The organism is Streptomyces sp. ISL-43 (assembly GCF_018614195.1).
GTDB lineage: Bacteria > Actinomycetota > Actinomycetes > Streptomycetales > Streptomycetaceae > Streptomyces.
Map to the genome: position 1 here is coordinate 1 of NZ_JAGGOT010000048.1, position 26739 is coordinate 26739.

The 26739-nt window shown below is 73.0% G+C and carries 23 protein-coding genes and 2 pseudogenes; 12 read left to right on the forward strand and 13 right to left on the reverse strand.

What is annotated here, in order from left to right; translation table 11 throughout:
* The 3 genes and pseudogenes from J7F03_RS26260 to J7F03_RS41370 all read left to right on the forward strand — a co-directional run.
* Window positions 1–226: pseudogene (locus J7F03_RS26260) on the forward strand (hypothetical protein); the annotation flags it as partial.
* 15 nt (window positions 227–241) lie between these two features.
* On the forward strand, window positions 242–1012 hold the full coding sequence (locus J7F03_RS26265; protein WP_214953634.1) for a DUF4239 domain-containing protein: 771 nt from the start codon (window positions 242–244) through the stop codon (window positions 1010–1012).
* Window positions 1013–1211: 199 nt separating this feature from the next.
* Window positions 1212–1832, forward strand: coding sequence for a hypothetical protein (locus J7F03_RS41370; RefSeq protein ID WP_251072517.1), 621 nt, complete (start codon window positions 1212–1214; stop codon window positions 1830–1832).
* Between the two features lie 80 nt (window positions 1833–1912).
* Here J7F03_RS41370 and J7F03_RS26275 read toward each other — a convergent pair whose 3' ends face one another.
* Window positions 1913–2422 carry a hypothetical protein gene (locus J7F03_RS26275; RefSeq protein WP_214953636.1) on the reverse strand — a complete coding sequence of 170 codons (510 nt, stop codon included), beginning with the start codon at window positions 2420–2422 and terminating at the stop codon, window positions 1913–1915.
* A gap of 353 nt (window positions 2423–2775) precedes the next feature.
* Between J7F03_RS26275 and J7F03_RS26280 the strand changes: the two genes are divergently transcribed.
* Window positions 2776–3459, forward strand: coding sequence for a class F sortase (locus J7F03_RS26280; protein WP_214953638.1), 684 nt, complete (start codon window positions 2776–2778; stop codon window positions 3457–3459).
* A 64-nt stretch (window positions 3460–3523) separates the two neighbouring features.
* On the opposite strand, the gene J7F03_RS26285 is transcribed toward J7F03_RS26280, so the two are convergent.
* Both J7F03_RS26285 and lysX read right to left on the reverse strand, forming a co-directional pair.
* Window positions 3524–4444, reverse strand: coding sequence for a polysaccharide deacetylase family protein (locus J7F03_RS26285; protein WP_251072518.1), 921 nt, complete (start codon window positions 4442–4444; stop codon window positions 3524–3526).
* 94 nt (window positions 4445–4538) lie between these two features.
* On the reverse strand, window positions 4539–7841 hold the full coding sequence (lysX, locus tag J7F03_RS26290) for a bifunctional lysylphosphatidylglycerol synthetase/lysine--tRNA ligase LysX (RefSeq protein ID WP_214953640.1): 3303 nt from the start codon (window positions 7839–7841) through the stop codon (window positions 4539–4541).
* Window positions 7842–8065: 224 nt separating this feature from the next.
* Here lysX and J7F03_RS26295 point away from each other — a divergent pair, with 224 nt between their 5' ends.
* Window positions 8066–8527: a universal stress protein gene (locus J7F03_RS26295; protein ID WP_214953642.1), complete on the forward strand. Its 462-nt coding sequence runs from the start codon at window positions 8066–8068 to the stop codon at window positions 8525–8527.
* Window positions 8528–8613: 86 nt separating this feature from the next.
* Here J7F03_RS26295 and J7F03_RS26300 read toward each other — a convergent pair whose 3' ends face one another.
* Window positions 8614–9819, reverse strand: coding sequence for a CapA family protein (locus tag J7F03_RS26300; RefSeq protein ID WP_214953644.1), 1206 nt, complete (start codon window positions 9817–9819; stop codon window positions 8614–8616).
* 286 nt (window positions 9820–10105) lie between these two features.
* Here J7F03_RS26300 and J7F03_RS26305 point away from each other — a divergent pair, with 286 nt between their 5' ends.
* The gene (locus tag J7F03_RS26305) at window positions 10106–10645 is read left to right on the forward strand and encodes a sigma-70 family RNA polymerase sigma factor (RefSeq protein ID WP_214953646.1); all 540 of its coding nucleotides are present in this window, start codon (window positions 10106–10108) and stop codon (window positions 10643–10645) included.
* A gap of 169 nt (window positions 10646–10814) precedes the next feature.
* A complete protein-coding gene (locus J7F03_RS26310) occupies window positions 10815–11336 on the forward strand; it encodes a hypothetical protein (protein ID WP_374104394.1) in 522 nt (173 codons plus the stop codon).
* Window positions 11337–11361: 25 nt separating this feature from the next.
* Here J7F03_RS26310 and J7F03_RS26315 read toward each other — a convergent pair whose 3' ends face one another.
* The 5 genes from J7F03_RS26315 to J7F03_RS26335 form a co-directional block, all read right to left on the reverse strand.
* On the reverse strand, window positions 11362–11766 hold the full coding sequence (locus tag J7F03_RS26315; protein ID WP_214953648.1) for a hypothetical protein: 405 nt from the start codon (window positions 11764–11766) through the stop codon (window positions 11362–11364).
* 39 nt (window positions 11767–11805) lie between these two features.
* Window positions 11806–12666, reverse strand: coding sequence for an Fpg/Nei family DNA glycosylase (locus tag J7F03_RS26320; RefSeq protein WP_214953650.1), 861 nt, complete (start codon window positions 12664–12666; stop codon window positions 11806–11808).
* 20 nt (window positions 12667–12686) lie between these two features.
* Window positions 12687–13907, reverse strand: a complete 1221-nt coding sequence (locus J7F03_RS26325) for a hypothetical protein (RefSeq protein WP_214953652.1) — start codon at window positions 13905–13907, stop codon at window positions 12687–12689.
* A gap of 65 nt (window positions 13908–13972) precedes the next feature.
* Window positions 13973–16036, reverse strand: a complete 2064-nt coding sequence (locus J7F03_RS26330; protein WP_214953654.1) for a SpoIIE family protein phosphatase — start codon at window positions 16034–16036, stop codon at window positions 13973–13975.
* 7 nt (window positions 16037–16043) lie between these two features.
* Entirely contained in the window at window positions 16044–17339 is a 1296-nt protein-coding gene (locus J7F03_RS26335) for a DUF6777 domain-containing protein (protein WP_214953656.1), read from the reverse strand.
* 174 nt (window positions 17340–17513) lie between these two features.
* On the opposite strand from J7F03_RS26335, the gene J7F03_RS26340 reads away from it, so the two are divergent.
* From J7F03_RS26340 to J7F03_RS26350, 3 genes are read left to right on the forward strand one after another with little or no spacing between them, the layout of a single operon-like run.
* Window positions 17514–18485 (forward strand): YndJ family protein, encoded by a 972-nt coding sequence (locus J7F03_RS26340; RefSeq protein ID WP_214953829.1) that lies wholly within the window; start codon window positions 17514–17516, stop codon window positions 18483–18485.
* On the forward strand, window positions 18482–19078 hold the full coding sequence (locus J7F03_RS26345) for a DUF1990 family protein (protein WP_214953658.1): 597 nt from the start codon (window positions 18482–18484) through the stop codon (window positions 19076–19078). The genes J7F03_RS26340 and J7F03_RS26345 overlap by 4 nt, the downstream gene beginning before the upstream one ends.
* Window positions 19036–20526, forward strand: a complete 1491-nt coding sequence (locus tag J7F03_RS26350; protein ID WP_214953660.1) for a lipase maturation factor family protein — start codon at window positions 19036–19038, stop codon at window positions 20524–20526. The genes J7F03_RS26345 and J7F03_RS26350 overlap by 43 nt, the downstream gene beginning before the upstream one ends.
* Here the strand turns inward: J7F03_RS26350 and J7F03_RS26355 are convergent.
* Both J7F03_RS26355 and J7F03_RS26360 read right to left on the reverse strand, forming a co-directional pair.
* Window positions 20512–21495 (reverse strand): NAD-dependent epimerase/dehydratase family protein, encoded by a 984-nt coding sequence (locus J7F03_RS26355; protein ID WP_214953662.1) that lies wholly within the window; start codon window positions 21493–21495, stop codon window positions 20512–20514. The genes J7F03_RS26350 and J7F03_RS26355 overlap by 15 nt on opposite strands.
* A gap of 140 nt (window positions 21496–21635) precedes the next feature.
* The gene (locus J7F03_RS26360; RefSeq protein ID WP_214953664.1) at window positions 21636–21812 is read right to left on the reverse strand and encodes a hypothetical protein; all 177 of its coding nucleotides are present in this window, start codon (window positions 21810–21812) and stop codon (window positions 21636–21638) included.
* Window positions 21813–22102: 290 nt separating this feature from the next.
* Here J7F03_RS26360 and J7F03_RS26365 point away from each other — a divergent pair, with 290 nt between their 5' ends.
* Window positions 22103–22525 (forward strand): hypothetical protein, encoded by a 423-nt coding sequence (locus tag J7F03_RS26365; RefSeq protein WP_374104395.1) that lies wholly within the window; start codon window positions 22103–22105, stop codon window positions 22523–22525.
* A gap of 72 nt (window positions 22526–22597) precedes the next feature.
* Here the strand turns inward: J7F03_RS26365 and J7F03_RS26370 are convergent, their stop codons facing one another.
* Window positions 22598–24073: an SDR family oxidoreductase gene (locus tag J7F03_RS26370; RefSeq protein WP_214953666.1), complete on the reverse strand. Its 1476-nt coding sequence runs from the start codon at window positions 24071–24073 to the stop codon at window positions 22598–22600.
* 203 nt (window positions 24074–24276) lie between these two features.
* Between J7F03_RS26370 and J7F03_RS26375 the strand changes: the two are divergent.
* Window positions 24277–24999, forward strand: a pseudogene (locus J7F03_RS26375) (DMT family transporter); the annotation flags it as partial.
* A 231-nt stretch (window positions 25000–25230) separates the two neighbouring features.
* On the opposite strand, the gene J7F03_RS26380 reads toward J7F03_RS26375, so the two are convergent.
* A complete protein-coding gene (locus J7F03_RS26380; RefSeq protein ID WP_214953668.1) occupies window positions 25231–26523 on the reverse strand; it encodes a transglycosylase family protein in 1293 nt (430 codons plus the stop codon).
* Window positions 26524–26739: the final 216 nt, after the last annotated feature.

The window sequence follows — 26739 nt, forward strand, 5'->3', positions numbered from 1 at the left end:
GGCCCCGCCCGTCCCGCCCAAGGCACCCACCGTCCCGAAGCCGGCCCCGCCGGCGCCCCCGCCCCCCGCGGTGGTCCCCGCGGCCGCGCCCAAGAAGCCGGTCGCGCGCCCCACCTACCACGCGTCGGCCCGCAAGCCGGTCGAACACCACGTCTCCCCGGTCGCCTTCACCTTGATGACCGCCGCCCCCGCCGTGGTCGCGATCATCGCGCTGCGCCCGCGCTAGAAATCTGGAGTCATCTTGTCGGAATGGCTCGTCCTGTCCCTCGCGATGGCCGCCGCGTGTGCCGTGGTGCTGTCCATCGCCTTCTTCAACCAGCGCCGGATCGGCGAGGACGACGATCCCAGCGAGACCCCGGACGTCATCGAGTACATGACGATGATGATCGGCGTGATCTACGCGATCGTGCTGGGCCTGGCGATCGCCGGCGTCTGGGAAGGCCGTGGCGCCGCCCAGGAGTACGTACGCCAGGAGTCGCAGGCGCTGCACGAGATCAGCGTCCGCTCCGAGGTCTACCCGGCCGACGTGCGCAAGAAGATCCGGTCCGACGTGGACGCCTACGTGACCTTCGTCGTGGACACCGAATGGAAGGAGATGGCGGAGAGCGGCAACCTCACCGACCGCGGCGCCGAACTGCTGGAACGCATCCGCCGCGACGTGACGGACTACGAACCGCAGACCGACCACGAGGGCCAGGCCTACCAGCCGCTCGTGGACCAGGTCGCCGTGGTCGACGACGCACGCAGCGCACGCGGCCAGAGCGCCGGGGCCACCATGCCCGGGGTGGTCTGGTTCGGCCTGATCGCCGGGGCCCTGGTGACAGTGGGGCTGATCTTCACCCTGCAGATCAGGCGTTCCTTCCGGGAACTGCTCCTCGCGGGCCTCTTCAGCGCGCTGATCGCCTTCCTGCTGTTCCTCATCTGGGACTTCGACGCCCCCTTCGGCCGGGGCATCGCCGCCACCGCCGAGCCGTTCCTCGCGCAGTTCCCGCATCTGGGCCTGCACGGCTGACGCCTCGTTTCCCCGGCGGCGCCCGGCAAACCGGGGACGGGCATCCCGTCCCCGGTTCGGCCCAGTGCCATGACCCATTCGCCCGTTCCTGATCGCGGGTCACCGTGCCCGCGCCTAGCGTGGCGGACATCGAGGCGCACGACCCCCCACGTGCGGAAACCGTTCCGCGGCTGCTCCTCGGGGATCCGGAGAATCAACCATGGGCGCGATACGAACGTCCCCCATAGCCCGGCTGGGCGCCGCCGCCGCGAGCACGGTCCTCGTACTCGGCCCGGTCGCCGCGCCCGTCGCGAGCGCCGCCGAGGCGGCGCCCATCACCTCCTTCGGCTTCACCCTCACCCCTTCCACGGTCGCCCCCGGCGGCCAGGTGGTGCTGTCCGTCACCGGCTGCAACGCCGCCTTCGCCACCGCCTCCTCCGGGGTCTTCGACACCGTGAGCATCGAGCGGGGCAAGACCGTACGGGTCACCGTGGACCGGGACGCCCGGCGCGGAGCCCTGTACTCCGTCTCCTTCACCTGCAACGGCGAGACCGGCTCGGCCGACCTGACGATCGCGGGCGGCACCACCAGACCCACCACCAGCTCCACCGCCGGAACCCGTACGGGCTCCAGCGCCGGCACGAGCGCGGGCACGGGCAGGAGTGCGGGTACCGGTACGGGAGCTTCGCGCGGCACCGCCCTCGGCGTCCGCGGCGGCCTCGGCGGCAGCGTGGCCGGGCTGGACCCCATGGAGCTCGGCGCCGGCGCGGGGCTCGTCCTCGGCGGGCTGGTCGGCCTCGGCTTCGCCCTGCGCCGCCGCGACATCCGCCGCGTCCACTGACTCGCGCCGCGACCCGGCGCCCCGGCAAAACCCCCCTCCCCCTCCCCCTCGGTTCCCGCACCGCTCCACCCAACCGCCGGTCAGGCCCGGCCGCGGATCGGGCGGCGCCGGCGGATCACGTGGGCGCCGGCGCCCAGGGCCGCGGCGCCCACGAGGCCCGCGCCGATGGCGGTCTCGGTGGCGGACGGGCCGAAGGAGCCGCCGAGGCCGCCCTGGGCGCCGTTGCCCTGCAGGATCGTGAAGCGGTGCGTGGCGACCAGGCTGCTGTCGTGGCACTTGACGGACAGCGTGTGGTTGCCTGGCGAGGCGTGGTTGAAGATCCGGACGGTCGCGAACCCGATGGAGCCGGCCGACAGGTTCGTCTGCGGAAAGTTGCCGTGCGAGAAGACGATCCCGCCACGGCCGCAGCCGGCCGCGCTGACCTGCATCGAGGCGCCTTGGTGCACGGAGTACGGGTTGACCGTGACGTTGCTCGGCCCACCGTTTCCGCCCGATGGCGGACCGCCCGAGTTCGCGGAGGCGAACGGAGCACTGAGGCCGATCGCGGCGCAGGCAGCCGCGGTCACGGTAAGAGCGCGGAGAACACGCATGGTGGAACCTCCAGCGGGAAGCGCCCCGGAGCGGTGGCCCGGGCAAATCGACGAGAACGCGTCCCATCACGAACCCTCGTTGCGGTGCGCAACCAGCGCATTTCCGGCTTTGGGCCGCAAGATTGAGCGACACGCCGAGGGGCGGACGCGTTTGCTGACGGATCTGCAGGTCACGACCCGTCAGGCATTTATATGACGATTACCTGGATGGGCGCACCCCTTCCGGCCCCACCACCCGTTCGCCCTTCCCCGATCGCCGTCCCGCGCACACCGCCTTAGCGTGCGTGAAGTAGGGCGTACAGGGGTGGGAACAAGAACGCGGGTCGGGACCCCCGCGTCGGGAAGGGAGAACCATGACCGAGGACGAGAGTGAGAGGCCATCGAGGAAGCGCTCCCCCTGGGGCGCGATCGCGCTGGTCATGCTCACCGGCCTCGCCATGATGCGCAACGGAGCCGAGGTCGACGCCGGACCCCCGCAGCCGGCCGCCGCGGCGGCCGTCGGAGCGGCGGCGACCGTCGGGTCGCAGGCCGACCGGATGCCCGCCGAGCCACCCATGCCGCCGCCGGACTTGGAGGTGCTGGAGCACTCGTCGGTGCAGCGCGTCCGCATTCCGTCGATCAGCGTGGACGCGCCGGTGATGACGGTCGGGCTGGACGCTCAGGGCTGGATCGACGCGCCGCCCCCGCAGGAGCGGAACCTGGCCGGCTGGTACCTCAACGGCATCTCGCCGGGTCAGCAGGGTTCGGCGGTGATCGTGGGCCACGTGGACAACGCGCAGGGCCCCGCGGTCTTCTTCGGCCTGGGCGCGGTCCGCAAGGGCAGCCGGATCGAGGTGGCGCGCTACGACGGGCGCACGGCGGTGTTCGAGGTGTACGGCGTGGAGGTCTTCGCCAAGAACGCGTTCCCCGGATCCCGGGTGTACGGGGACACCGGGCACCCGGAGCTCCGGGTGATCACATGCGGCGGCGGCTACTCGAAGGCGGGGGGCTACGACGGCAACGTCGTCGTCTTCGCGCGGATGGTGGAGGCCCGCTGACCGATCGGAGGAACGGCGGGCGGCGACGGCGGACGGAGGCCGCCGCCGCGCCGGACGGGGATCCTCAGCGCGGCGGCAGTGCCGGCAGCGTCATCCGGTAGCCCCGCCCCAGCAGTTGCGGCAGGTAGGTCGCCAGCGCCTGCACGCTCTGCGAGCGGTTCCCGCCGGCGTCGTGGTTCAGCACGATCACGCCGGGCCCGGCCGCCTTCAGGACCCGCGACACGATCGTGGTGGTGCCCGGTTCCTTCCAGTCCAGGGTGTCCAGGGTCCACGCGAGCGGCTCCATGCCGAGCTCCGCGCCGATCTCGAAGGCGGCCCGGTTCCAGGCCCCGTAGGGCGCCCGGAACCACAGCGGCGCCTCGCCGACCGCCTCCATGACGACCTCGCTCGTGCGGCCGATCTCGGAGGCGAGGGCGGGCCGGCTGAGCTTGGGGATGAGCGGGTGGGTCCAGGTGTGGTTGCCGATGACGTGGCCCTCGGCGACCATCCGGCGCAGCAGGTCCCGGTTGTCGGTGGCCATTTCCCCGCAGACGAAGAACATGGCCCGTACGCCGTATCGCGCGAGGGTGTCGAGGATGCCCGGGGTGTAGCGGGGGTCGGGGCCGTCGTCGAAGGTGAGCGTCATGGCATTCGCGGTACTCGCGCCGGGCTGCAGTTCCAGGATCGGCCGGGTCCGTACGGTGGGCTTCGCGACGGGCGCCCACTCCGGGGTGCCTTCGGAGGTCATCGGCTGGAGCCGGTACGAGGACCCGCGCGGGCTCAGCGGCCGCACGGCGGGGGCTCCGGCGAGGGGCCGGGGCCCGGCGGCTCCGCCGGGCCCCGGCCCGAAGGGTGGTTCGCCGCCGGCCCCGAGGCCGGCGGCCGGCCCGGAGCCCGGCAGGCCGGGCTCGCCGCCGGTCAGCATTCCCGCGGCGGCGGCGACTCCGAGGAAGACGGCGGAGCGCAGGAGCACGCGTCGCCCTACTGTCGGCTCGTCATTTTTCATTACTACTACGTATCAACGACATCGCCGCAGATGTCGAGGGGCGCGGACGCGCCCTCTTCCCCTCACCCGGTCAGCGCACAGTCCGTCCGGCAGGTCACCCGCGCCGCACCAGCGGGAACGGCAGCGTCTCGCGGATCGTCAGACCCGTGAGGAACATGACGAGGCGGTCCACGCCGATGCCCAGCCCGCCGGTCGGCGGCATCGCGTACTCCAGCGCGTCCAGGAAGTCGTTGTCGATCTCCATCGCCTCCGGGTCGCCGCCAGCCGCCAGCAGCGACTGCGCGGTGAGCCGGCGCCGCTGCTCGACGGGGTCGGTCAGCTCCGAGTAGGCGGTGCCCAGTTCGGTCCCGAAGGCCACGAGGTCCCAGCGCTCCGCGAGCCGGGGGTCCTTGCGGTGCTGGCGGGTGAGCGGGGAGACGTCGGTGGGGAAATCCTTGTAGAAGGTGGGCAGCTTGGTCTTCTCCTCCACCAGCCGCTCGTACATCTCCAGGACCACGTCGCCGCGGGTGTCGTCGGGCGTGTGCGGCACGGCGGCCCGGTCGCACAGCCGCCGCAGCACGTGCTCCTCCGTGTCGGCGTCGACCTCCTCGCCCAGCGCCTCGCTGATCGCCCCGTACATCGTCTTGACCGGCCAGGGACCGGAGATGTCGTGGACGACGAGCTTCCCGTCCTTGCCCGCCTTGTGCGCGATGGGCGAGCCGAAAGCGGCCGTGGCGGCGCCCTGGATCAGCTCGCGCGTCAGGTCGAGCATCACGTCGTAGTCGGCGAAGGCCTGGTAGGCCTCCAGCATCGTGAACTCGGGGTTGTGCTTGTAGGAGACGCCCTCGTTGCGGAAGGTCCGGCCCATTTCGAAGACCTTCTCCATGCCGCCCACGCACAGCCGCTTCAGGTAGAGCTCGGGCGCGATGCGCAGGTAGAGGTCGAGGTCGTAGGCGTTGATGTGGGTGCGGAACGGCCGCGCGTTGGCGCCGCCGTGGATCTGCTGGAGCATCGGGGTCTCGACCTCCAGGTAGCCCCGGTCCAGCAGCCCCTGCCGCAGGGCCTGGACCGCGCTGGAGCGGGCCCGTACGACGTCCCGCGCCTCGGAACTCGCGACCAGGTCGAGGTAGCGCCGCCGGACCCGTGCCTCCGGGTCGGCGAGACCCTTGCGCTTGTCGGGCAGCGGGCGCAGGCACTTGCCGGTGAGCTGCCAGGAGTCGACGACCACGGACAGCTCGCCGCTCTTGCTGGCGCCGACCTCGCCGCTCGCGACGACGTGGTCGCCGAAGTCGACCTGGGAGGTGAAGGAGTCGAGGATGCCGGCGCCCGCCTCGTCCCGGGTGAACATCAGCTGGACGTCGCCGGACCAGTCCCGCAGGACCGCGAAGACCACGCCGCCGAGGTCGCGTACGACCATCACGCGCCCTGCGACGGTGACCGGCGAGCCGGTGCGGGAGCCGGACGCACAGCCCGGGTGGGCCGATTTCAGCTCGGCGACCGTGTGGGTGCGCCGGCGGATGACGACGGGGTACGGGTCGGTGCCGCCGGCCCGGATCCGCGCCAGCTTGTCGTGGCGGACCCGGACCTGTTCGGGCAGTCGCTCGGCCCGCGCCGCCTCGCCCTCCTCGCCCACGAGTTCGAGCCCGAGGGAGTCGATGGAGGGCAGTCCCGCGGTGTTGGCGGGTGCGGTGAGCCCGCGCGGGTGCCCGTTGCCCCACAGGGTGCGCATGCTCGGTACGGAGACGAAGCCCTCGGCGATGCCGGAGGCGAGGCTGACCCGGGCGAGCGAGCCGGCGTCCTGGTAGCAGAGGAACCGCGGGTACCACTCGGGGCCGTACTTGACGTTCGAGCGGTACAGCGCCTCCAGCTGCCACCAGCGGGAGAAGAACAGCAGCAGTTTGCGCCACAGCTTCAGGACGGGGCCGGCGCCGATCCGGCCGCCCTCCTCGAAGGCGGAGCGGAAGACGGCGAAGTTGAGGGAGATCCGGCGCACGCCCAGGCCCGGGGCCGCGGCGCAGAGCTCGGCGACCATGAACTCCATGACCCCGTTGGGTGCGGAGCGGTCGCGGCGCATCAGGTCGAGGGAGATCCCGTCCTTACCCCAGGGGACGAAGGAGAGCAGGGCGATCAGTTCGCCCTTGTCGTCGAAGGCCTCCACGAGCAGGCAGTCCCCGTCGGCGGCGTCGCCGAGGCGGTCCAGGGCCATGGAGAAACCGCGTTCGGTCTCGGTGTCGCGCCATTTGTCGGCCCGGTCCACGATCATCTGCATCTCGTCCTCGGAGAGGGCGGAGTGGCGGCGGATGACGGTGGTGGCTCCGGTGCGCTTGACCCGGTTGACGGCCTGGCGGGTGACGCGCATGTCGCGCCCGTCGAGGTCGAAGTGGGCGACGTGCAGGATCGCCTCGTCGCCGAGCTGCAGCGCGCTGAGTCCGGAGCGGGCGTACGCGGTCGCGCCGTCCTCGGAGGCGCCCATGACGGCGGGCTGCCAGCCGTAGCGGCGGGCCACGGCCAGCCAGGCGTCGATGGCGGGGGTCCAGGCGGCCGGGTCGCCGACGGGGTCGCCGCTGCCGAGGCAGACGCCGGCCTCGACGCGGTAGGTGACGGCGGCCTTGCCGTTGGGGGCGAAGACGACGGCCTTGTCGCGGCGGGTGGCGAAGTAGCCGAGGGAGTCGGCCCGCCCGTAGGCGCCCAGCAGGGCGCGGATGCGGGGCTCCTCGTCTCCGTGCAGGGCGGCGGTCAGCCGCTGGGAGCGGAAGAGGGTGGCGGCGGCGTTCAGCAGGGCGAGGGCGCCGAAGAGGCCGAGCAGGAAGTACAGCGGGCGGGGCGGGCGGCCGTCGAACTGGCGGGCCGAGAAGAGCCCGCCGAAGACCTGCTTCGCGGCCCAGTCCAGCCACTGCCCCTTGGGGAGCGTGCCGGGGAACAGCGCTACCAGGGCCCAGCCGAGGAAGACGGCGGCGAGCAGGCCGAGGCCCAGCACGAGCATGGCCCGCCAGAGCGCGCCGGGGCGGGAGGCGGCGTAGAACTCCTTGCGGGCGGCGACGAGGAGGGCGAGGGCGGCCACCGCGATGCCCAGGGAGACCCCGCCGATGACCTCGTAGCCGCCCGCGATGACCAGCAGGTTGACCAGGATGAGCAGGGCCAGATAGGTGACGACGATCCACCAGGCGACCTTCTTGCGCATGCCCAGTGCGGCGGCGAGGAGGAAGAGGAACACGGCGTAGGCGAGGTTCTCGCTGACCGGGACGATGAAGAGGTCCAGGAAGCGCACGACGTGCCTCAGCAGCCGCCGCAGTGTCGGGGAGACCGCCAGCAGGGCGCAGAACAGTCCCAGTGTTCCGAAAAACGCGCCGAAGGCGTCGGGCACTCGGTTCAGCATCCGGTTCCGGGTTCCGCGCGTCTCCTCCACGGTGGCAGTCATGATTCGCACTGTAGGGAGGGCTGCGCCCGTTCGCGCGTCGAGGAGGTTAAGGGCTGTCCCGTAACCCCCGGCGGGCGCACGACGACAGCTACGGCACCTCGCCGCGTTGTCGGAGCGCTCGAATACGCCCGGTATGCGGACGCCCCTCCGCCTTGCGAGGCACCGCATCTGACGCCGCGCGCTGATCCACCGGGGATTACGGGCCAACCTTTAGCCTCGGAAAGGTGACAGGGCACGTGAACACGGGATTCGAGCGCGGTACGGACGGCCCGAAGGTGATCCTCGCCGGGATCGACGGGTCGGAGTCCTCGCTGCGCGCGGCGGCGTACGCGGCGGGGCTGGCCCGGCGGCAGAACGCGCTGCTGGCGCTGGTGTACGTCCAGCCGGTGATGGCGGCCGGGGCTTCGCTGGGCGCGCCGGTGGGCGAGGCCACCGAGGAGATCGCAGAGGGCCTGGTGGCGGAGATCCGGGAGTCGGCGGAGCGGCTGAGGGGCGTCTACGACGTCCGCTGGCAGTTCCACACCTTCCGCGGTGATCCGTACTCCGGCCTGGTGGGTGCGGCGGATGAGCTGAAGGCGGACGCCGTGGTGGTCGGGGCGTCGGAGCAGGCCGGGCACCGGATCGTCGGCTCGGTGGCGGTCCGCCTGGTGAAGGCGGGCCGCTGGCCGGTGACGGTGGTGCCCTAGCCCGGAGGGCCGTGGCCGGAGGCGGCGCGGGGGCGGCGCGGGGGGCACGGTTTCCCGCGCGGCCCGCACGCCGGACCCCGCGCCGGCTACTTCGCCGCCGTCAGTCCGTCCTTGGCCGCGCCGCGGCTGAGGACGGCCTCGGTGATGGCGTCCCGGGCGCTCTCGTAGTCCTCGCGGCCGGGGTGTTCGGCCAGGGCGGCGGGGAGGTTGACGACCCGCCCGGCTCCGAGGTCCATCATTTGCGGGACGAACTCGGCCTTGGTGACCTGCCAGCGCTGCCCGGCGGCGGCCGGCGGCGCGAAGGTGAAGCGGCCGATGGAGCCGTAGTTGCCTCGCATGTCCCGGGCCCCGGTGTAGTTGAACATCTCGCCGGCCACCTGGTCGCCCATGCCGTAGACGACCCAGGTCCCGTTGACCTTCTCGTACGGCTGGGGAATGTGGGCATGGGTGCCGAGGATGAGGTCCACGTCGGGGCGGCCTCCGCTCTGCGAGGCCGTCAGCGCCTTGCCGAGCGCGAGCTGCTTCTCGTCCGGTTCGGTCTCCCATTCGGTGCCCCAGTGGAGGCTGACGAGGACCACGTCCGCACCCGCCTTCCGGGCGGCCCGCGCGTCCCCGACGATCTTCTCCTCCTCCATCAGATTGACGGCCCAGGGCTGTCCGTCGGGCATCGGGTAGCCGTTGGTGTCGTAGGTGTACGCGAGGTGCGCGACCTTCGCCGATCCGGCGGTGTACATCGTCACGGTGCCCGCCTCGGCCGCCGTCCGGGCCGAACCCGCGTGTTTCAGGCCTGCCTTGTCGAAGGCGTCGAGGGTGCGCTTCAGCCCGGCGGCGCCGCCGTCGAGGGTGTGGTTCGAGGCGGTGGAGCAGCCGTCGTACCCGGCGTCCTTCAGTCCGTCGGCGATCTCGGGCGGCGATTGGAAGGCGGGGTAGCCGGTGAACGGCCCGCCGTCCGGCCCGTAGACGGTCTCCATGTGGCAGATGGCCAGGTCGGCGGCCGAGACGACCGGCTTGACCCCGGAGAACATCGGCCGGAAGTCGTACCCGTCGCCGTCCGCGTCGGAGGCCGCCCGCCGGATGACCGACTCGTGCGGCAGGACGTCGCCGCTCGCGACCAGGGTGAAGCCCTTCGCGGCGGGGGCCGTGGTGGATCCGGGAGCTCCGGACGGCGCCTGCGCCGCCCCGGAGCCGGCGAGGCGGGCCGGTGCGGGGTCCCCGCCGGCGGAGCAGCCGGCGACGGCCGCGAGCACGACGGCGGACAGGAGTGCGAGGGCGTGGCGGGTGCGTGCGGTCATCTGTCCCGGCTCTCCTCAAATAAGTACGACTAACCGATCAACTGCCAATCCATAGAAAGGGACGCCGCGAGTCAAGAGACGGCTCCGTAATCGGCCGACGGCTCACTCCAATGGCCGTTCGGCGCGCCGTTCGACCGTTCACCGCCCCGCTCGGCCGCCCACCGGATGACCCGGGTGCTTGGGCGCACCGGCTCCGCCGGACGGTTCCCGGGCGGCTCCGTGCAGGTCAGGGTGGATCCGTCGAGCCCGAACGGAACCCCGAACAAACCCCCGGAAGGAGCCTCTCGTGACACTGGCCCCCACCCTCCGGCGCACGGACCCCGAGGCACTGGCCGAACTGCAGCACGAACACGGGAGGGCCCTGTTCGGTTTCCTGCTGGGCCTCACGGCCGGGGACGCGCAGCGCGCGGAGGACCTCGTGCAGGAGACCCTCCTACGGCTCTGGCAGCATCCGGAGGTCCTGGCGAGTGGGCACGAGTCCCTGCGGCCCTGGCTGTTCACGGTGGCCCGGCGGCTCGCCATCGACGCCCGGCGGGCTCGCCTGTCGAGGCCGCTGGAGGTGGACCCGGAGGGCCTGGAGCAGGCGCCGGCGCCGGGGGACGCCGTGGCGGGCTCGGTGACGGCCATCGATGTGCGGCGGGCCGTGGGGTCCCTGGGGCCCGAACACCGGGAGGTGCTGATGCAGGTCTACTTCCAGGACCGCTCGGTGGCCGAGGCCGCGGCGGAGCTGGGCATCCCGGCCGGGACGGTCAAATCCCGCACCTACTACGCCTTGCGCGCCCTGCGCAAAGGTCTCCAGGGGTACGGGTACGGCCTCGGCGCGTAGGACGGGGGTCAAAGAATGACCCGAACGCTCACAGACCGGACATGAACCGCATCGAAATCGGCACTGGACCGTTCAAGTTGAGTAAACACCCCCCACTCCTCGATCCGCGCAAGGAAGGCTCGTGGCTGACGGCGGGAAGGCTCTTACGCGTGCGGGAGAAGGTGGAACGGTGCAGCCCGAGGGTTCGAACGGCACCAGTGACGGCGGGGGCGGGCTGGCGGTCCCCATGGCATGGCTCTACGCGGAGTACATCGCCGACGAGCTGCTGCGCACGGGCCGGCTGATCCCGGTCAGCACCCTGGAGTTCCGTGCCGGGCGCGACACGCTCGCGCTGACGATCTACCTCTCGGACGCGGCCGGCGAGCTCTCCGGGATCCGGGTCGTCTCCCAGCTCGAGGAGTGGATGTCGCTGACGGCGTACGGTCACCCGTGGCGCGACTGGGTCCACACCCGGTTCCTGGCCCTGGGCGAGGAGGCCCGCGAACGCGGCCGCGGCGAGGACCCGGACCTGGAACTGGCCCGCGCGGCCTGGCGCTGGCTGGACCACACGGAACTTTTCGCCACCAACCTCGACCCCGGGCGCCACGGCCACGCCGACACCCCGCCGGGCCTGGACGAGAACGCCCGCGTCTGGACCCCGGCCTGGCAACTGGGGCTCCCGCTCGGGCACTTGGCGATGCACCTGTTCTGAGCGGTGCTCCTCGCAGCCGGGGCGGCTACTCCTGCCGGCGCGGGCCCGGAGCCTCCGCCGGGTCGGTGACCAGGCCGGTGAAGTCGGCCTCGTTGCGCTCGGCCCGGATCACGTACGCGCGGGCGATGAGCCACAGCACCGGGTACACCAGCACGCCGAGCGCGACCCAGACCAGCGGCCCCGACGCGACCCGCGGGAGCAGGAACAGCGGCGGCAGCAACCCGACCAGGAGCACGAGCGCGGCCAGCGCACAGAGTCCGGCGCGGAGCTGGCTGCGCATGAGGGCCCGTACGTAGGTGGCGCCGAGGGTGGTCTGCTCGGAGATCTCGGAGCGGGCCGGGGTGTGCGCGGGCGGCCGGAGGCGGGCACCGCGCGGAACCCCGGTGACGACCTCCCGCCGGGGCGGCTCCACCTGCTGCTCCTCGGCCACGGGCGGCAGTCTAAGGGCTGCCGGCGGGGCCGTGCGCGGCTACTTGAGCAGTCTGGACAGCCGGCGGTCGGCGAGCGGCTTGCCACCGGTCTGGCAGGTGGGGCAGTACTGGAGCGAGGAGTCGGCGAAGGACACCGAGCGGACGGTGTCCCCGCACACCGGGCAGGGCTCGCCCGTCCGGCCGTGCACCCGCAGCCCGCTCTTCTTCTCGGCCTTGAGCCGGCCCGCGGCCACCCCGTGGGCCCGCTCGACGGCCGCGCCCAGGGTCTCGCGGACCGCCTCGTACAGATGGTCCACCTGTGCCTCGTCGAAGGACGCGGCCAGCTTGAAGGGCGAGACCTCGGCGTGGTGGAGGATCTCGTCGCTGTACGCGTTCCCGATCCCCGCGATGACGCTCTGGTCGCGCAACACGCCCTTGATCTGCCGCCGTTCACCGGCGAGCAGCGCGCCGAAGGCCTCGCGGTCGAAGCTTTCGGCGAGCGGGTCCGGGCCGAGGCGGGCGATGCCCGGCACCTCCTGCGGGTCGTGGACCACGTAGACGGCGAGCCGCTTCTGGGTGCCCGCCTCGGTGAGGTCGAAGCCGCCGCCGTCCTCCAGGGCGAGGCGCAGGGCGAGCGGTCCCTTGCCGGGGCGCGGCGGCTGCGCCGGGACGTCGTCCATCCAGCGCAGCCAGCCGGCCCGCGCGAGGTGGGTGACGAGGTGGAGCTCGCCGATCCGGATGGCCAGGAACTTTCCGTGGCGGGCCGTGGCCCCGGCCCGCTGCCCTTCGAGCGCGCTCAGGGGCGGGTCGTACGTCTTGAGCACGCTCACGGCGAGCGGGAGGACGCGCTCGACCACCCGCCCGGCGAGGTGCTCGTCGAGGAACTCCCGCAGGGCCTCGACCTCCGGCAGCTCGGGCATGTCCCCAGCCTGCCGTGGCCTCAGGCGAAGCGCGAGCTGGGGACGGGTCCGCTGGAGTCGATCCGGTCCCGGGGACCGGTGAGCCAGCCCGGCGCGAGGGCCGCGGCGTAGGCCCGGAAGGCGTCGTCGGGGTCGGGCGGGGTCTCCCCGTCACCCTCGTCCGGCGCCGGGTCTGCGGCGGCGACCTCGCGGGCGATCTCCTCCTCGGGCCGGGTGTCGTCCTTCCACGGCCGGACGGCGAACTGGGCCTGCAGGGCGCTGAAGTCCGCGCTGACCGGCGGCGGGTCCGTCCACCGGGTGGCGTGCTCGTACAGGATCTGCCCGTCGGCTCGCTCGCTCAGGCTCGGGTCCGCTTCGCCGAGGTCGTAGGCGACGACGAGGGTGTCCGGCCTCCCGGGCTCGTACGGTACGGCGGGCAGCGCGAGCACGGCCGCGGCGGCCAGTCCGAGGATCCGGTCGTCCCGGCCGGGCAGCAGCGAGACGGAGGCCGGGCGCCGCCCGGTGGCGTCCAGGGCGAGGGCGAGGCGGGCGAGGCCCCGGCGGCAGGCGTCGTGGGAGTCGCCGAAGTAGGCGTAGCGGCCGGTCATGCCCGCGTCATAGCCGTACGGGGAGAGGGTGCCGAGCAGGGTGCCGGTGAGGGCGAACTGCCAGCCGCGCAGGTCCGTGGAGTCCAGCGGCCCGGCGGTGGCGGCGAGTTCGGCGCGGTCGAGCATGCGGCGCTGGCGGGCGTGGGCCCACTGCCAGGTGTCGTCCTCGGGCTCGGGAAGCCGGGCGGCGACGGCACGGGCGGCGGCGAGGTCACCGGCGAGGAGGGTGTGGTGCGCGAGGAAGTACGTCTCGGGCCAGGCGGGCAGCTGCTCCCCGCGGGCGGCGAGCAGCGCGGCGGCCTCGGCGTGCCGTTCCTCGTCCTCCAGGGCGGAGACGAGCTCGGCGAGCAGCGTGCGGGAGTCGGGGACCCGGGCGAGCGCGGCGCGCAGCGGGGCGACGGCGAGGAAGGCGATGCCGTGCTCGACGCAGCCGTATCCGAGGTCGTAGAGGGCCTGGGGCTCGTCCGGCCGTTTCGCGGCGGCCTTCGCCGCCTTGGCCAGGTCCTTGAACCCTGCGGCGTCGGCCAAGGCCCGTACCGCCTGGGCCAGTTCGGCGAGGGGAAGGGTCTCGGCACACGGGCGCAGCGATCGTACGGCGCCGGGCAGATCGCCGGACTTCAGCAGCTTGCGGAGTTCATCCATTGCTTGGGTCATCGCCGCCGATCATCGGCGAACCGCCCGCGCGCCCGCAACGGACTTTCGGCGCCGGCCGCCCGGGATCAGGTCATCGCGAACTCGCACCACACGCACTTGCCGCTCCCCCGCGGCTCCACGCCCCACACGTCCGCCAGCCGGTCGACCAGCATCAGGCCGCGCCCCGACACTCCGGAGTCGCCCGCCTCCCTGCGCCGGGGAAGGGCGCTGGAGCGGTCCTCGACCTCCACCCGGAGCCGGCGTTCGGGGCCGGTCAGGACGCGCAGCGTCACGATCGCCGGGCCGTCCGTGTGCATCAGGGCGTTCACGATGAGCTCGTCCGCGACCAGTTCGATCTCGTCGGCCCGTTCCCGCGCGCCCCACGCCCGGACGGCCGCACCGATCATGTGGCGGGCCGACACCAGGGCTTCCGGGTCCCCGGGGGCCACGTGCTGCTGGAGGCGGCCGCCGCCCTGCGGGGCGTCCTGTGCCTCGCGGCGCAGCAGGAGCAGCGCCATGTCGTCGTCGCCACCCCGGTCGTCGACCACCTCGCACAGCCGGTCCGCGAGGTGCGCCAGGTCCGCCGGTCCGGTGCGGATGAGGGAGGCGAGGAGCCGGATGCCGTCGTCGAGGTCGGCGCCGGGCTGTTCCACCAGGCCGTCCGTACACAGGAGAAGCGTTTCCCCCGGCCCCATCTCGACCGTCGTCACCGGGTACTCCAGCCGTCCGAACTCGGCGGACAGCCCCAGGGGCATCCCGCCCTCCAGCACCAGCCGCCTGCACTCTCCGCCGCGGGTGCGCAGCAGGGGGTCGATGTGGCCGGCCCGGACCAGTTGCAGCACGCCGGTCGAGAGGTCGGCCTCGGCGTACGTGCAGGTCGCGAAGCGGTCGGTGTCCAGTTCGTGCAGGAAGACGGAGGCCCGCGCCATGACGGTGGCCGGCGAGTGTCCTTCGGCCGCGTAGGCGCGCAGCACGATCCGCAGCTGTCCCATGACCGCCGCCGCGTGCGTGTCGTGGCCCTGGACGTCGCCGATGACCGCGCCGACCCGGCCGCCGGGCAGCGGGATGACGTCGTACCAGTCGCCGCCGATGTCCTGGCCCATCCGGGCCGAGCGGTAGCGTACGGCGATCTCCGCGCCCGGCACCGAGGGGATCCGGCGCGGCAGCATCGCCTGCTGCAGCCCCTCCGCCAGGTCGTGTTCCTGTTCCAGGAGCATCGCCCGCTGCAGGCTCTGGGCGATGCTGCTGCCGAGTGCGACGAGGAGGTTCCGTTCGTCCTGGGTGAAGCCGTCCTTGTCCTGGTAGAGCAGCCCGATCGCGCCGATGGGGCGGGCCTGGGCGATCAGCGGCAGGTACGCGGCCGCCGAGATGTCCATGTACGAGATCTTCGCCCAGAGCCCGGGATAGCCGGCGGCGAACTCGGCCGCCGAGTCGAGGAAGCGCGGCTGGAGCGAGCGGACGACCTCGCTCATCGGGTACTGCTCGTCGATGCGGGTGTAGCGGGTGCCGGGGACGAAGCTGCCCTGGGGGCCCTCGGCGACGAGGTGGATCCGGCCGGCTTCGACCAGGCCCATCACCATGCCCATGGAGCCGAGGCGTTCCAGGCCGTGGGCGTCGCCGAGCGCGTCGATGACGTCCTTGACGGTTCGGGCGTGCGCGAGCGCGGCGGTGGTGCTCTCGACCACGGAGGTCTGGCGGCGCCGCTCCTCGTCCAGTCCGAGGCGTTCGGCCGAGTGGCTGAGCTCCTCGGTGGCGTCGCGGACGATGCCGATGATCCTGAACGGCCGGCCGTCCGGGCCCCGCATGACCCGGCCCTGGGTGTGCGTCCAGCGGTGCCGGCCGTCGTTGCAGCGGATGCGGAAGTAGGCGCCGTAGCTGTCGACACCGCTCTTGAGGGCGGAGGAGACCAGGGCGTCGAGCCGGACGGCTTCGGCGGGCGGGACGCGCGGCGCGAGGGACTCGGGCCGGCCGTCGTACTCCTCGGGGGTGGTGTCGAAGACGCCGAGGGCGGCGGAGTCCATGTGCATGAGACCGGTGACCAGGTCCCAGTCGAAACTGCCCATGCGATTCAGCGCGAGCGACAGGTCCGGGTGTGCGGGCCAGTCATCCGGCAGCGATACGGCGGTCGGCACCGGTCCACCATGACACACGGGCCGGTCAGGCGCTCTCCAGATACTGGCCGTCGTACCGGCCCGAGGGCTGCTGGTCGGGGACGGAGTAGGGATCGGCGTACGGGTCCGCGTACGGGTCGGTGGGCGTGTACTGATCGCTGGGCTGCGGCGACACGCCGTCGGGGCCCACCAGGGCGCCCGGGTCGGACGGGATGCCCGGGTCGGACGGGACGTCCGTGGGCAGGTCCGAGGGCAGGTCGGAAGGAAGGTCCGAGGCGGGCGGCGGGGCCGTGGGGTTCCCCTGGGGGACGTCCGAGGGGGGCTGGGTGGGGAACGCCGGGGTGTTCGGCACGCTCTGCGGGGCGTCCGGCGGACAGTCGGCCGCGCGCGGGTCCGGACTCTGGCCGAGGCCCTCTCCTGAGCTCGACGTGCCGGGCGTGGGCGGCGCGGTGCGGGCGAGGCTGTTGCCGTCCGGGGTCGGGCAGGGATCGGCCGGCGTGGTGCCGGGCGGGGTCGAGGGCCCTGCGGGGATGCCGGCGGCCGGGTCGTACGGGGGCGGCACCTGCGGTGCCCGGTCCTGGGCGCCGTCGTCGCCGGTCTTGCGTTCGAGCCAGGTGTTGTCGGTCATGTCGACGATGACCAGGTTGTTGATCACCTGCACGGTCGGTTCGATGACGATGACCTGGTTGGGCTGGTAGCCCGTCCAGGGGTCGCCCTTGAGAACCGGGGCCCCCTTGGCGGCGCGCGGGGGGAGCAGCGGGTTTCCGCACGCGCAGCGGACGCGGGGCATTCCGTGGCCGTCCACGAGGACGGCGGTGCCGGCCTGCAGGACGGACTGGAAGGCGTTCGGGCCGCCGTCGGCGAAGCCGTGGTTGGTCACCCGGGTGTCGGCGCGCAGCACGACCGGGGTGAGGCCGCGCAGGAACTCGGGGATCCCCTCCTGCTCCACCTGGGCGGCCTCGGCGAAGGCGCGGGCCTTGCCGTCGTCCGAGGTGAGGGACTGGACCTGTGCTTCCACGTCGCAGCTGCCGAGGCGCTGGGTTCCGCCGTACAGGCCGGGGGTGGCCGCGTTGACGGTCCGGACGCCCTGGCCGGTCGGGTTGGGCAGCGGGGGCTGGACGGGCGCGGACTCGCCGGTGGCGGAGGAGGTCGTGAAGGGATCGGGGCCGGCGGCGGCCACGGGCTGGAGGTGGACCTCCTGGCTTTCGGCGGCGGGGCCCTTGGTCTGCCCGTCGTCGCCGGAGGCGCCGCAGGCCGCGGCGAGGAGTCCGAGGACGGTGAAGAGGGCCGCACGGGCCGGTGCGTGACGACGCGGCGCCTGACGAGGTGTCGGTGCGTGCACGTTGTATCTCCCTTTTCGCCCCGGTTGCTCCCTCTTGTCTGCCGCATGCGGACGGCCGCCGCAACCCGAGGAGCGCGAGCCGGCGGGCGTCTTGAACATGTTCAAGTGAGCCTCTAAGCTCATGAGCGTGGATTGAACGCGTTCAAAGCGTTCGTCGTCGGAGGGGAGTCCGCGGTGACGGTACTGGTGAACCTGATCGTCACCCTGGGCATGCTCTACGTGGTCCCGGCCGGCCTGCGCCTGATCGATCCGGTCCGGCTGCGCCGGACGGCGCGGCTCTGGCCGGCCTTCGCGACCCCCGGGGCGGTGTGCCTCTGGCTGCCGCGCGGCGCCCCGGCCACCGTCCTCGCGGCACTCTACGCGGCGGCCACCCTGGCCCTCGCGGCCGCGGCGGCGGCCCGGCTGTCCCGGGCCCTCACCCGGAATCCGGCCCGGGGTTCCACCGGGCCCGGGCCCGCCGAGGTCGCCGTGCTCACCGCGCTGGCCGCCCCCTCGGTCGCCGGGACGGCCCTGGTCGCCGAACGCGCCGGATACCGGCTCTTCGGCTTCGACCTCGACATCCTGGCGCTGACCGTGCCGCACTTCCACTTCGCCGGGTTCGCGGCCGCCCTGGTCGCGGGCCTGGTCTGCCGGGCCTGCCCGCCCGGGGCCGGCGCACCCGGGACGTCCGGACCCGCCGCGTCCGCAGCCCTCGCGCGCTGGGCGGCGTACAGCGTCCCGGCCGGCACCCTGCTCGTGCTCCTCGGCTACTTCGTCGACGACTGGGCGGAGCTGGCGGGCGCGGTGACGCTGACCGGCGGTATGTGGGCCGTGGCCCTGCTGACCTGGCGGGACGTCCGCCCCGCCGTCCGCGACCGGGACCGAGTCACCGCGGCGCTGCTCGCGACCTCGGCCGCCGTCCTGGTGGCCACCATGCTGCTCGCCCTGTGGTGGGCGCTCGGCGAGGCCACCGGGATCGCGCACCCCACCTTGACCTGGATGGCCGCGACCCACGGCCTCGGCAACGCCCTCGGGTTCGCCCTGTGCTCGCTGCTGGCCTGGCGCCGGCTCGCCGCCGATCCGGCCGGACCCCCCGAACCCGCCGCCCTCCTTTCCCGGCACGCCGGGCGGACCGGCCGGCCCGCCCGAACGGAGACCCCGTCATGACCCGCCTCATCAGCGAGGGCCGCAGCACCTTCAACTACCCCGACCGGGGCGCCACGGCCCGCCGGCCGCTGCCCGCCGGGTACAACCTCACCCACCACCGCACCCGGATCGGATCCGGGCGGGCCGTCCTCGAAGCCGCCGGAGCCGCCGTCACCACCTTCCGCGCGCACCGCAGCTCGGGCATGCTCGTCACGGCCGGAGCCGGCCCCGTCCGGCCGGGCGACCGGGTCGTGGTCGGGATCGGCGTCGGCCCCCTGTGGATCGACGCCCCCTGCGAGGTGATCTGGACGGCGTACGAGCCCCGGCGGGTCGGTTTCGCCTACGGGACGCTGACCGGGCACCCCGAGAGCGGCGAGGAGTCCTTCGTGGTGGACATGGAGGAGGACGGCTCGGTGTGGTTCGAGGTCACCGCCTTCAGCCGCCCGGGGAGCTGGTACACCCGGATCGGGGGTCCGGTGATCCCCTTCCTCCAGCTGCGCTACGCCCGCCGGCTCGGCCGCTACGTCCGCAGGCTCGCCGTGGGCGCCCGCCCGGCCGGATACTGGAGGGGATGGACTGGTTCACGGCGCCCGGATACTGGCTGGGGCGGCTGATCTTCCAGAGGGCCCTGGCCGGTGTCTACCTCGTCGCCTTCGCCGGGGCCGCCCTGCAGTTCCGGGCACTGATCGGGGCGCACGGCATGCTGCCCGTGCCGCGGTACGTGCGGTACGTGCCGTTTCGCCGTGCCCCGAGCCTGTTCCAACTCCACTACTCCGACCGGTTCTTCGCCGTCTGCGCCTGGACGGGGGCGGTGCTCGCGGCGGCGCTCGCCGCGGGGGCCGGGGACGCCGTGCCGCTCGGCGCGGCGATGGCGATGTGGGCGCTGCTGTGGCTGCTCTACCTGTCCATCGTGAACGTGGGGCAGACCTGGTACTCCTTCGGCTGGGAGTCGCTGCTGCTGGAGGTCGGCTTCCTGGCCGTCTTCCTCGGCAACGCGAGAGCCGGGCCGCCGGTCCTGGTGCTGTGGCTGCTGCGCTGGGTGGTCTTCCGGGTGGAGTTCGGCGCGGGACTGATCAAGATGCGGGGCGACGCCTGCTGGCGCAAGCTCACCTGCCTGTACTTCCATCACGAGACGCAGCCGATGCCCGGGCCGCTGAGCTGGTTCTTCCACCATCTGCCGAAACCGCTGCACCGGGTGGAGTGCGCCGCCAACCACGTGACCCAGCTGATCGTCCCGGTGCTGCTGTTCGCCCCGCAGCCGGTGGCCTCGTACGCGGCCCTGGTGATCGTGGCGACGCAGCTGTGGCTGGTGCTGTCCGGGAACTTCGCCTGGCTGAACTGGCTGACGATCGTGCTCGCCGTCCCGGCCGTCGACTTCACCCGGTTCTCCTGGATCCCGGGGCTCGGCGCGAACGCGGGAACGCCGCCGGAGGCCGCCTCCCGGGCGGGGCCGATCTGGTACGTGGTCCTGGTGTGCGCGCTGACCGCGCTGGTGCTGGTGCTGAGCCGGCATCCGGTGGCCAACATGCTCTCGCGCGGCCAGGTGATGAACCGGTCCTTCGACTCCCTCCACCTGGTCAACACCTACGGGGCGTTCGGCACGGTGGGGCGGATCCGCGACGAGGTGGTCGTGGAGGGCACCGCCGACCGGACGCCTTCCGAGGACGGCGCGTGGCGGGAGTACGGGTTCAAGGGAAAGCCGGGCGACGTGCGCCGCACGCCGCGCCAGTTCGCCCCGTACCACCTGCGCCTGGACTGGCTGATGTGGTTCGCGGCGCTCTCCCCCGGCTACGCGCGGGACTGGTTCGGGCCGTTCGTGGAACGGCTGCTGGCGGGCGACCGGGACACGCTGCGGCTGATCCGGTACAACCCCTTCCCGGACGCCCCGCCGCGCTACGTCCGGGCGCGGCTGTACCGCTACCGGTTCACGACCTGGCGGGAGCTCCGCGAGACCGGGGCGTGGTGGCACCGCACACTGGTGCGCGAGTACATGCCGCCGACCCGGCTCGCGGCCTCATCCGATTCCCGTGGCCGGTGGCCGGAGTCCTCAGAGCCCGAGTAGCGCGGCCTCCTGCTCCGGCGATATGCGCTTGGACGGCCGGTCGGAGCGCTGCGGGGCCACCCCGCCCAGTCCCTGGAGCCAGGTCCAGGTGTCGGCGACGGTCTCCTCGACCGGCCGGCACTTCAGTCCTGCCGCGAGCGCCTTGGTGACGTCGCCGCCGAACATGAAGTCGTGCATCTCGCCCTCGGGGAGCCAGATCGGCAGCTCGGTCCAGGGTTCCACGCCGGCCTCCTCGATCCGGTCCTGGCCGGTCCAGTGGAACTCCGCTCCACCGCCGGTCACCGCCGCGCAGGCGGCGAGGAGACCGCCCATCGTGGCGTGGCCGGTCGGGGAGACCACGTTGTACGGGCCGCCGTGCCCGGCTTCGGCCGCGTCCAGGGTCCAGTGCGCGAGGTCGCGGACGTCGACGTACTGGAGCGGGAGACCGGGCCGGCCGGGGGCGAGCGTGGGGCCGCCCCGCGCGGTGCGGTTCAGCCACCAGGGCAGCCGGCCGACGTTCTCGTAGGGGCCGATGATGAGCCCGGCGCGGACCAGCAGGGCGCGGTCACCGAAGGCTTCCACGGCCGCCATCTCGCCGCCGCGCTTGTCCTGCGCGTACGCCACGGTGTCGGCGTCGGGCGAGCCCTCGACCAGCGGGCCGTCCTCCGCCAGCCCGGCCGGGGCCGGGTAGGTGTACACGGAGCGGCTGGACATGTACGCGTACCGGCCGGTCCGGCCGGCGAGCAGCCGGGCGCTGTCGCGCACGGCGGTGGGGGCGCCGCCCCAGGTGTCGACGACGAGGTCCCACTCCCCCTCGGCGAGGGCGTCCAGGCCGCCGGGGGCGGTGCGGTCCCCGTGCAGGGCCTTGGTGCCCGGCGGGGGCGCGTGGTGACCGCGGTGGAAGACGGTCACCTCCCACCCGCGGTCCAGGGCGTCTTCGGTGATCGCGCGCCCGACGAATTCGGTTCCACCCAACATCAGCAGCTTCATGCCGATCAGCGTGCCCCGCGCCGGGGGCGGGCGGAACCCTTGATCGCCCACAGCGATGACGCCGACGGCGTACGGCTTCGGGGAACTTCCGAGCCCCCGTCGCCGGTCGTCGGCGCGGGGGCTCGGATGTGCCGTGGGTCCTAGTCGATGCCGGGCAGGATGTGCGGCTCCGCGAGGTCGTCCTCGTAGCCCGCGAGGCGGATCGGGGCGGACCGGGCCCAGACCTCCAGGTTGCCGAGCGTCTCGGGGCGCTTACTGTTCCGCGACCCCGTACCTTCCATCGGCACCTGGTCGGTCTTCGTCAGTTCTGGTGTCACCGCGCACTCCTTTGTGTCGCGTAACCCGGCGGGCGGGACCGCGAGCCGGTACAGGAATAAAGGGATTCCGGACGCGGTGGCGCCTTGGTGGAGCGAGTGCCCGGGTGGGGCTCTCATGCGGATCAGAGTACACATATGAGCGGACCCCCGCTCGATGGAAAGGTAAAATCCACTCCGGACCACTTGTTTTCTCCCCGAGTTCAGTACTCACACCTCAGCACGTCACCGGCGGCTGATCTGCTCGACGGCGCCGTTCGGGTGAATGCGGACGGGCGACGAGGGGAGCGTCAGTGGCGGGGTCCGAGGTGCCGGCGGTCGTACGAAGCGTCGGGGAACTGCTGGATCTGCTGCTCGCCGGCCACCCGGCGGCGGGCCACGGGCTGCGGACGGCGGCGTCGCTGCGCCGCTCGCACCCGTACGACAAGGAGCTCCAGGTCGCGGGCCTGCTGCACGGTCTGGGCCGGCCCGGGCCTACGGCGCGGGCGCTCCGCCCGCTCCTGGGCGAGCGGGTGGCCCGGCTGGTACGGCTGTGCGCGGCGGGCGCCGGTCCGGCGGCGGAGGCGGGCGCCGGCGCCGATGCCGGAACCGACGTCGAGGCCCTGAGGCTGGCGGTCGACGCCGGCCGGAGCCCGGGCCCGGGAGCGGGCGTGCTGGAGGACTGGCGCCCGGTGCTGGAACTGGTCGCGGCGGGGGCGTACGACCGAACGGGGTGAACGGGGCGCGCCCCCGGGCCCTCTCGGAAGAGGGGCCGGGGGCGCGAAGGGGACCGGGTGGGGACGGGCGGCCTACCAGTTGGCGGGCGCGTAGTCCTTCAGGAAGACGCCGAACAGGTCCTCGCCGGCCTCGCCGCGCACGATCGGGTCGTAGACCCGGGCCGCGCCGTCGACCAGGTCGAGCGGGGCGTGGAAGCCCTCCTCGGCGAGGCGGATCTTGTCGGGGTGCGGGCGCTCGTCGGTGATCCAGCCGGTGTCGACGGCGGTCATCAGGATCTGGTCCTTCTGGAACATCTCCTGGGCGCTGGTGCGCGTCAGCATGTTCAGCGCGGCCTTGGCCATGTTGGTGTGCGGGTGGCCGGCGCCCTTGTAGCCGCGGCTGAAGACACCCTCCATGGCGGAGACGTTGACCACGTACCTGCGGCCGGCCTCGGCCGCCGCCATCGCCGGGCGCAGCTTGCTGATCAGGATGAACGGCGCGGTGGAGTTGCACAGCTGCACTTCGAGCAGCTCGATCGGGTCCACCTCGGACACCGTCTGGATCCAGCTGTTGGTGTCGTGCAGGTCGGGGACCAGGCCGCCCGCGTCGATCGCGGTGCCGGCGGCGATCCGCTCCAGGGAGGCGGACCCGGAGACGAGCGCCAGCTCGGTGATGTCCTGGGCGCTGAGCTTCTCCCCCTTGCCGGTGGGCAGGGCGGCGACGCGGTCGACGGTGCCGCTGCCGAAGGTGCCGATGACCTCGGCGGCGGGCAGCTCGCCGGCCGGCAGCGGGGCGCCCTCGGCGGCGACGAGCTCGCTGTAGGCGCCCGGGGAGCGGCGTACGGTCTGCGCGGCGTTGTTGATCAGGATGTCGAGCGGGCCCTCGGCGGCGACCGAGTCGGCCAGCGCGACGACCTGGGCCGGGTCGCGCAGGTCGATGCCGACGATCTTCAGGCGGTGCAGCCACTCGGAGCTGTCGGGCATCGCCTTGAAGCGGCGGATCGCGTCACCGGGGAAGCGCGTGGTGATGGTGGTGTGCGCGCCGTCGCGCAGCAGCCGCAGCGCGATGTACATGCCGATCTTGGCGCGGCCGCCGGTGAGCAGGGCGCGCCGGCCGGTCAGGTCGGTGCGGGCGTCGCGGCGCGCGTGGTTGAAGGCGGCGCAGTCCTGGCAGAGCTGGTGGTAGAAGGCGTCGACCTCGACGTAGCGCGTCTTGCAGATGTAGCAGGAGCGCGGGCGCTGCAGTATTCCGGCGATCGGGCCCTTGGCGGCGGCGGTCAGGGCGTTGCCCTGGGTCTCGTCGTCGATGCGCTCGGCGGAACCGGTCGCGGTCGCCTCGGTGACGGCCTTGTCGTTGGCGGTCTTGGCGGCGCGGCGGTCCTGGCGGCGGCGCTGCTTGACCGTCCGGTAGAGGCCGGCGGTGGCGCGGCGTACGGTGATGGCGTCCGGGTGGTCGACATCGAGTTTGTCGAGCTCGTCGAGCACGCTGAGGCAGAGGGCCAGCCGGTCGGGGTCGATGCCCGGCCCGTAGCCGTGCACGTGGTCCTGGCTGTCTTCGGTCACCGTCATGCCCGCTGCCGTTCCTTGATCACTCGTCCGCGTCCGCCTGCTGCGGAAGTCCTCAAAAGGGCTAGTGTACGGATCCCCCGTCCCGGAAGACAAACCTGCTCCCGTGTACTGCGTACGGACTACTCCTCACGCCTGACGCGTGACCGAATGTAGGGGTCTGTAGGGGGAGGAATAGCTCCCGCCGGTCGGGCATTGTGGATTTCATGAGTGCCCTTGCCCTTTCGGTCCTGCTCTGCCTGGTGTCCGCGGTGGCCTACGCGGGCGGGGCGATCGTCCAGGAGCGGGTCGCGTCCGCCACGACGGGCCGGCCCTACGCCCCGGTGCGTCAGGCCGGCTGGTACGTCGCCATCGCCCTGAACAGCTTCGGCGCGCTCCTGCACGTCGTGGCACTGGCGTACGGGCCGCTGAGCCTCGTCCAGCCGCTCGGGGCCCTCACCATCGTCTTCGCGCTGCCGATGGCCGCCTTGTTCGTCGGGCGCCGGGCGAGCGGCGCGGCCTGGCGCGGGGCCCTGCTGGCCACGGTCGGGCTGGCCGGGCTGCTGGCCCTGACGGGCGGGGGCGGCCGGGCCGAGCAGTCCTTGTCCGGCGCCGAGCAGAGCATGCTGCTGGCCGCGACCGGGACCGCGGTGACGGTGCTGTTCCTGGCCGCGCGGCGGATGCGGCGGGCCGCCGCGCGCAGCGTGCTGCTGGCCACGGCCGCCGGTGCGGCCTTCGGCATGGCCTCGGTGTTCACGAAGTCGGTGGCCGAGGGTTTCGCCCCCGACGCGCTGGTCTCGCTGTGGCCGGAGCTGACCTCGGTCGCCGCGCTCGCAGGCACCGGACTGCTGCTGTCGCAGGCGGCCTACCGGGGCGCCGGGCTGACGGCGCCGCTGGCCACCGTGACGGTGGCCAATCCGGTGGTCGCCGCGGCGGTCGGCATCGCACTGTTCGACGAGGGCTTCCGGTACGGGGCGGCCGGCACCGCCGCGGCGCTGGCGAGCGCCGCGCTGGCGGGGACCGGGCTCGTCCTGCTCACCATCGCGCCCCGGAACGGGCGGGACCACATACCGTCGGAACCCGCGCAGGCCTCAGCCGGGGCTCGGGCCGCGGCTGAGGCCTCCGCTTCGACTCCGGCTTCGACCCCGGCTCCGGTTTCGGCTCCGGCTCCGGCTCCGGCGTCAGATGTCGACGCCGTGGGCGCGCAGGTACTTCAGCGGATCGATGTCGGAGCCGTAGCCGGGTCCCGTGCGCACCTCGAAGTGCAGGTGCGGCCCGGTCGTGTTGCCGGTCGAGCCGGAGCGGCCGATGCGCTGCCCGCCGGAGACCTGCGAACCGGCCTTGACGGCGAGGGCCGACAGGTGCGCGTACTGGGAGTACCGGCCGTCGGAGTGGCGGATGACGACCTGATAGCCGTACGCACCGGCCCAGCCCGCTGAGACGACCTCGCCGGTGGCGACGGACTTGACGGAGGTCCCGGTGGATACCGGGAAGTCGACACCGGTGTGGTAGCCGCTGGACCAGGAGGAGCCGGATACGCGGTAGGCGGTGCCGAGACCGGCGTCGACGGGAGCGGAGAACCCTCCCGCGGCGGACTCCTGCTGCGAGGAGGCGGGCTGCGCCTTCGGCTTCTCGACCGGCTTCTCGACCGGCTTCACGGCGGGCTTCTCGGCCGGTTTCGCGGCGGGCTTCTCGGCCGGCTTCTCCGCCGCCGGGGCCACGGGCTTGACCGGTTCCGCCGTGCGCGGCGGCTTCTCCGGGTTCTGGACGGGCGGCACGGGCGGCGCGGTGGTCACGCGCAGGGTGAGCCGCTGCCCCGGGAAGATGAGGTCCGGATCGCCGCCCACGGTGGCCCGGTTGGTTTCGTACAGCGCCTGCCAGCCGCCCTCGACGTGCTGCTCGGCGGCGATCGCCGAGAGCGAGTCCCCGGGCGCGACGACATAGGGGTTGGGCAGGACCGAGGTCCCGGTCGGGCGGGGCGCGGACTTCGGCGGCGTGCTCTGCGGTGCGGCCGCCTTCTTCTCCTGGAGCTGCGCCTGCGTCTGCCGCACCGGGGTGGCTGCCCCGGCCTGGCCGCCGAGGGCCGGGGCCGGTCCGCTGCGGCTCAGTCCGGCCTGCTTCCCGCAGGCCGGCCAGGCCTGCGGGCCCTGCCCCTTCAGTACCTTCTCGGCGACCGCGATCTGCTGTTCCCTGGTCGCCAGGTCCGCGCGGGCGGCGTAGGCGGTGCCGCCGAAGGCGCGCCAGGTGCTTTGGCTGAACTGGAGCCCGCCGTAGTAGCCGTTGCCGGTGTTGATGTGCCAGTTGCTCGTGGACTCGCAGGCGGCGACCTTGTTCCAGGTGTCCGCCGAGGCGGCGTGCGCGGCCCCGGCGCCGATCAGGGGGAGCGCGATCCCGGCACCACCGGCGGTGACCGCCAGCGAGGCCCGGTTGATGCTGCTCGGCTGATACCGGCGGTGCCGGCCCCGTACACCCATGGGTCCCCCACTGAAGACGTCAGGAACCGCACAACTTAACGCCGCGACCGGAGCATGACAAGGCCCACAACAAGAGGCGCTCGAGCGGAAGTTGATTCCCCGCCAAAGGTAGGGGGGCTATAAGGATCTCCACCGATGTAGCGTCGTTTTCCTGCCTTCGTCCGCACGTCGCAGCACCATGCGAGCACCGCCCGGGCACCATGCAGGCATTACGGA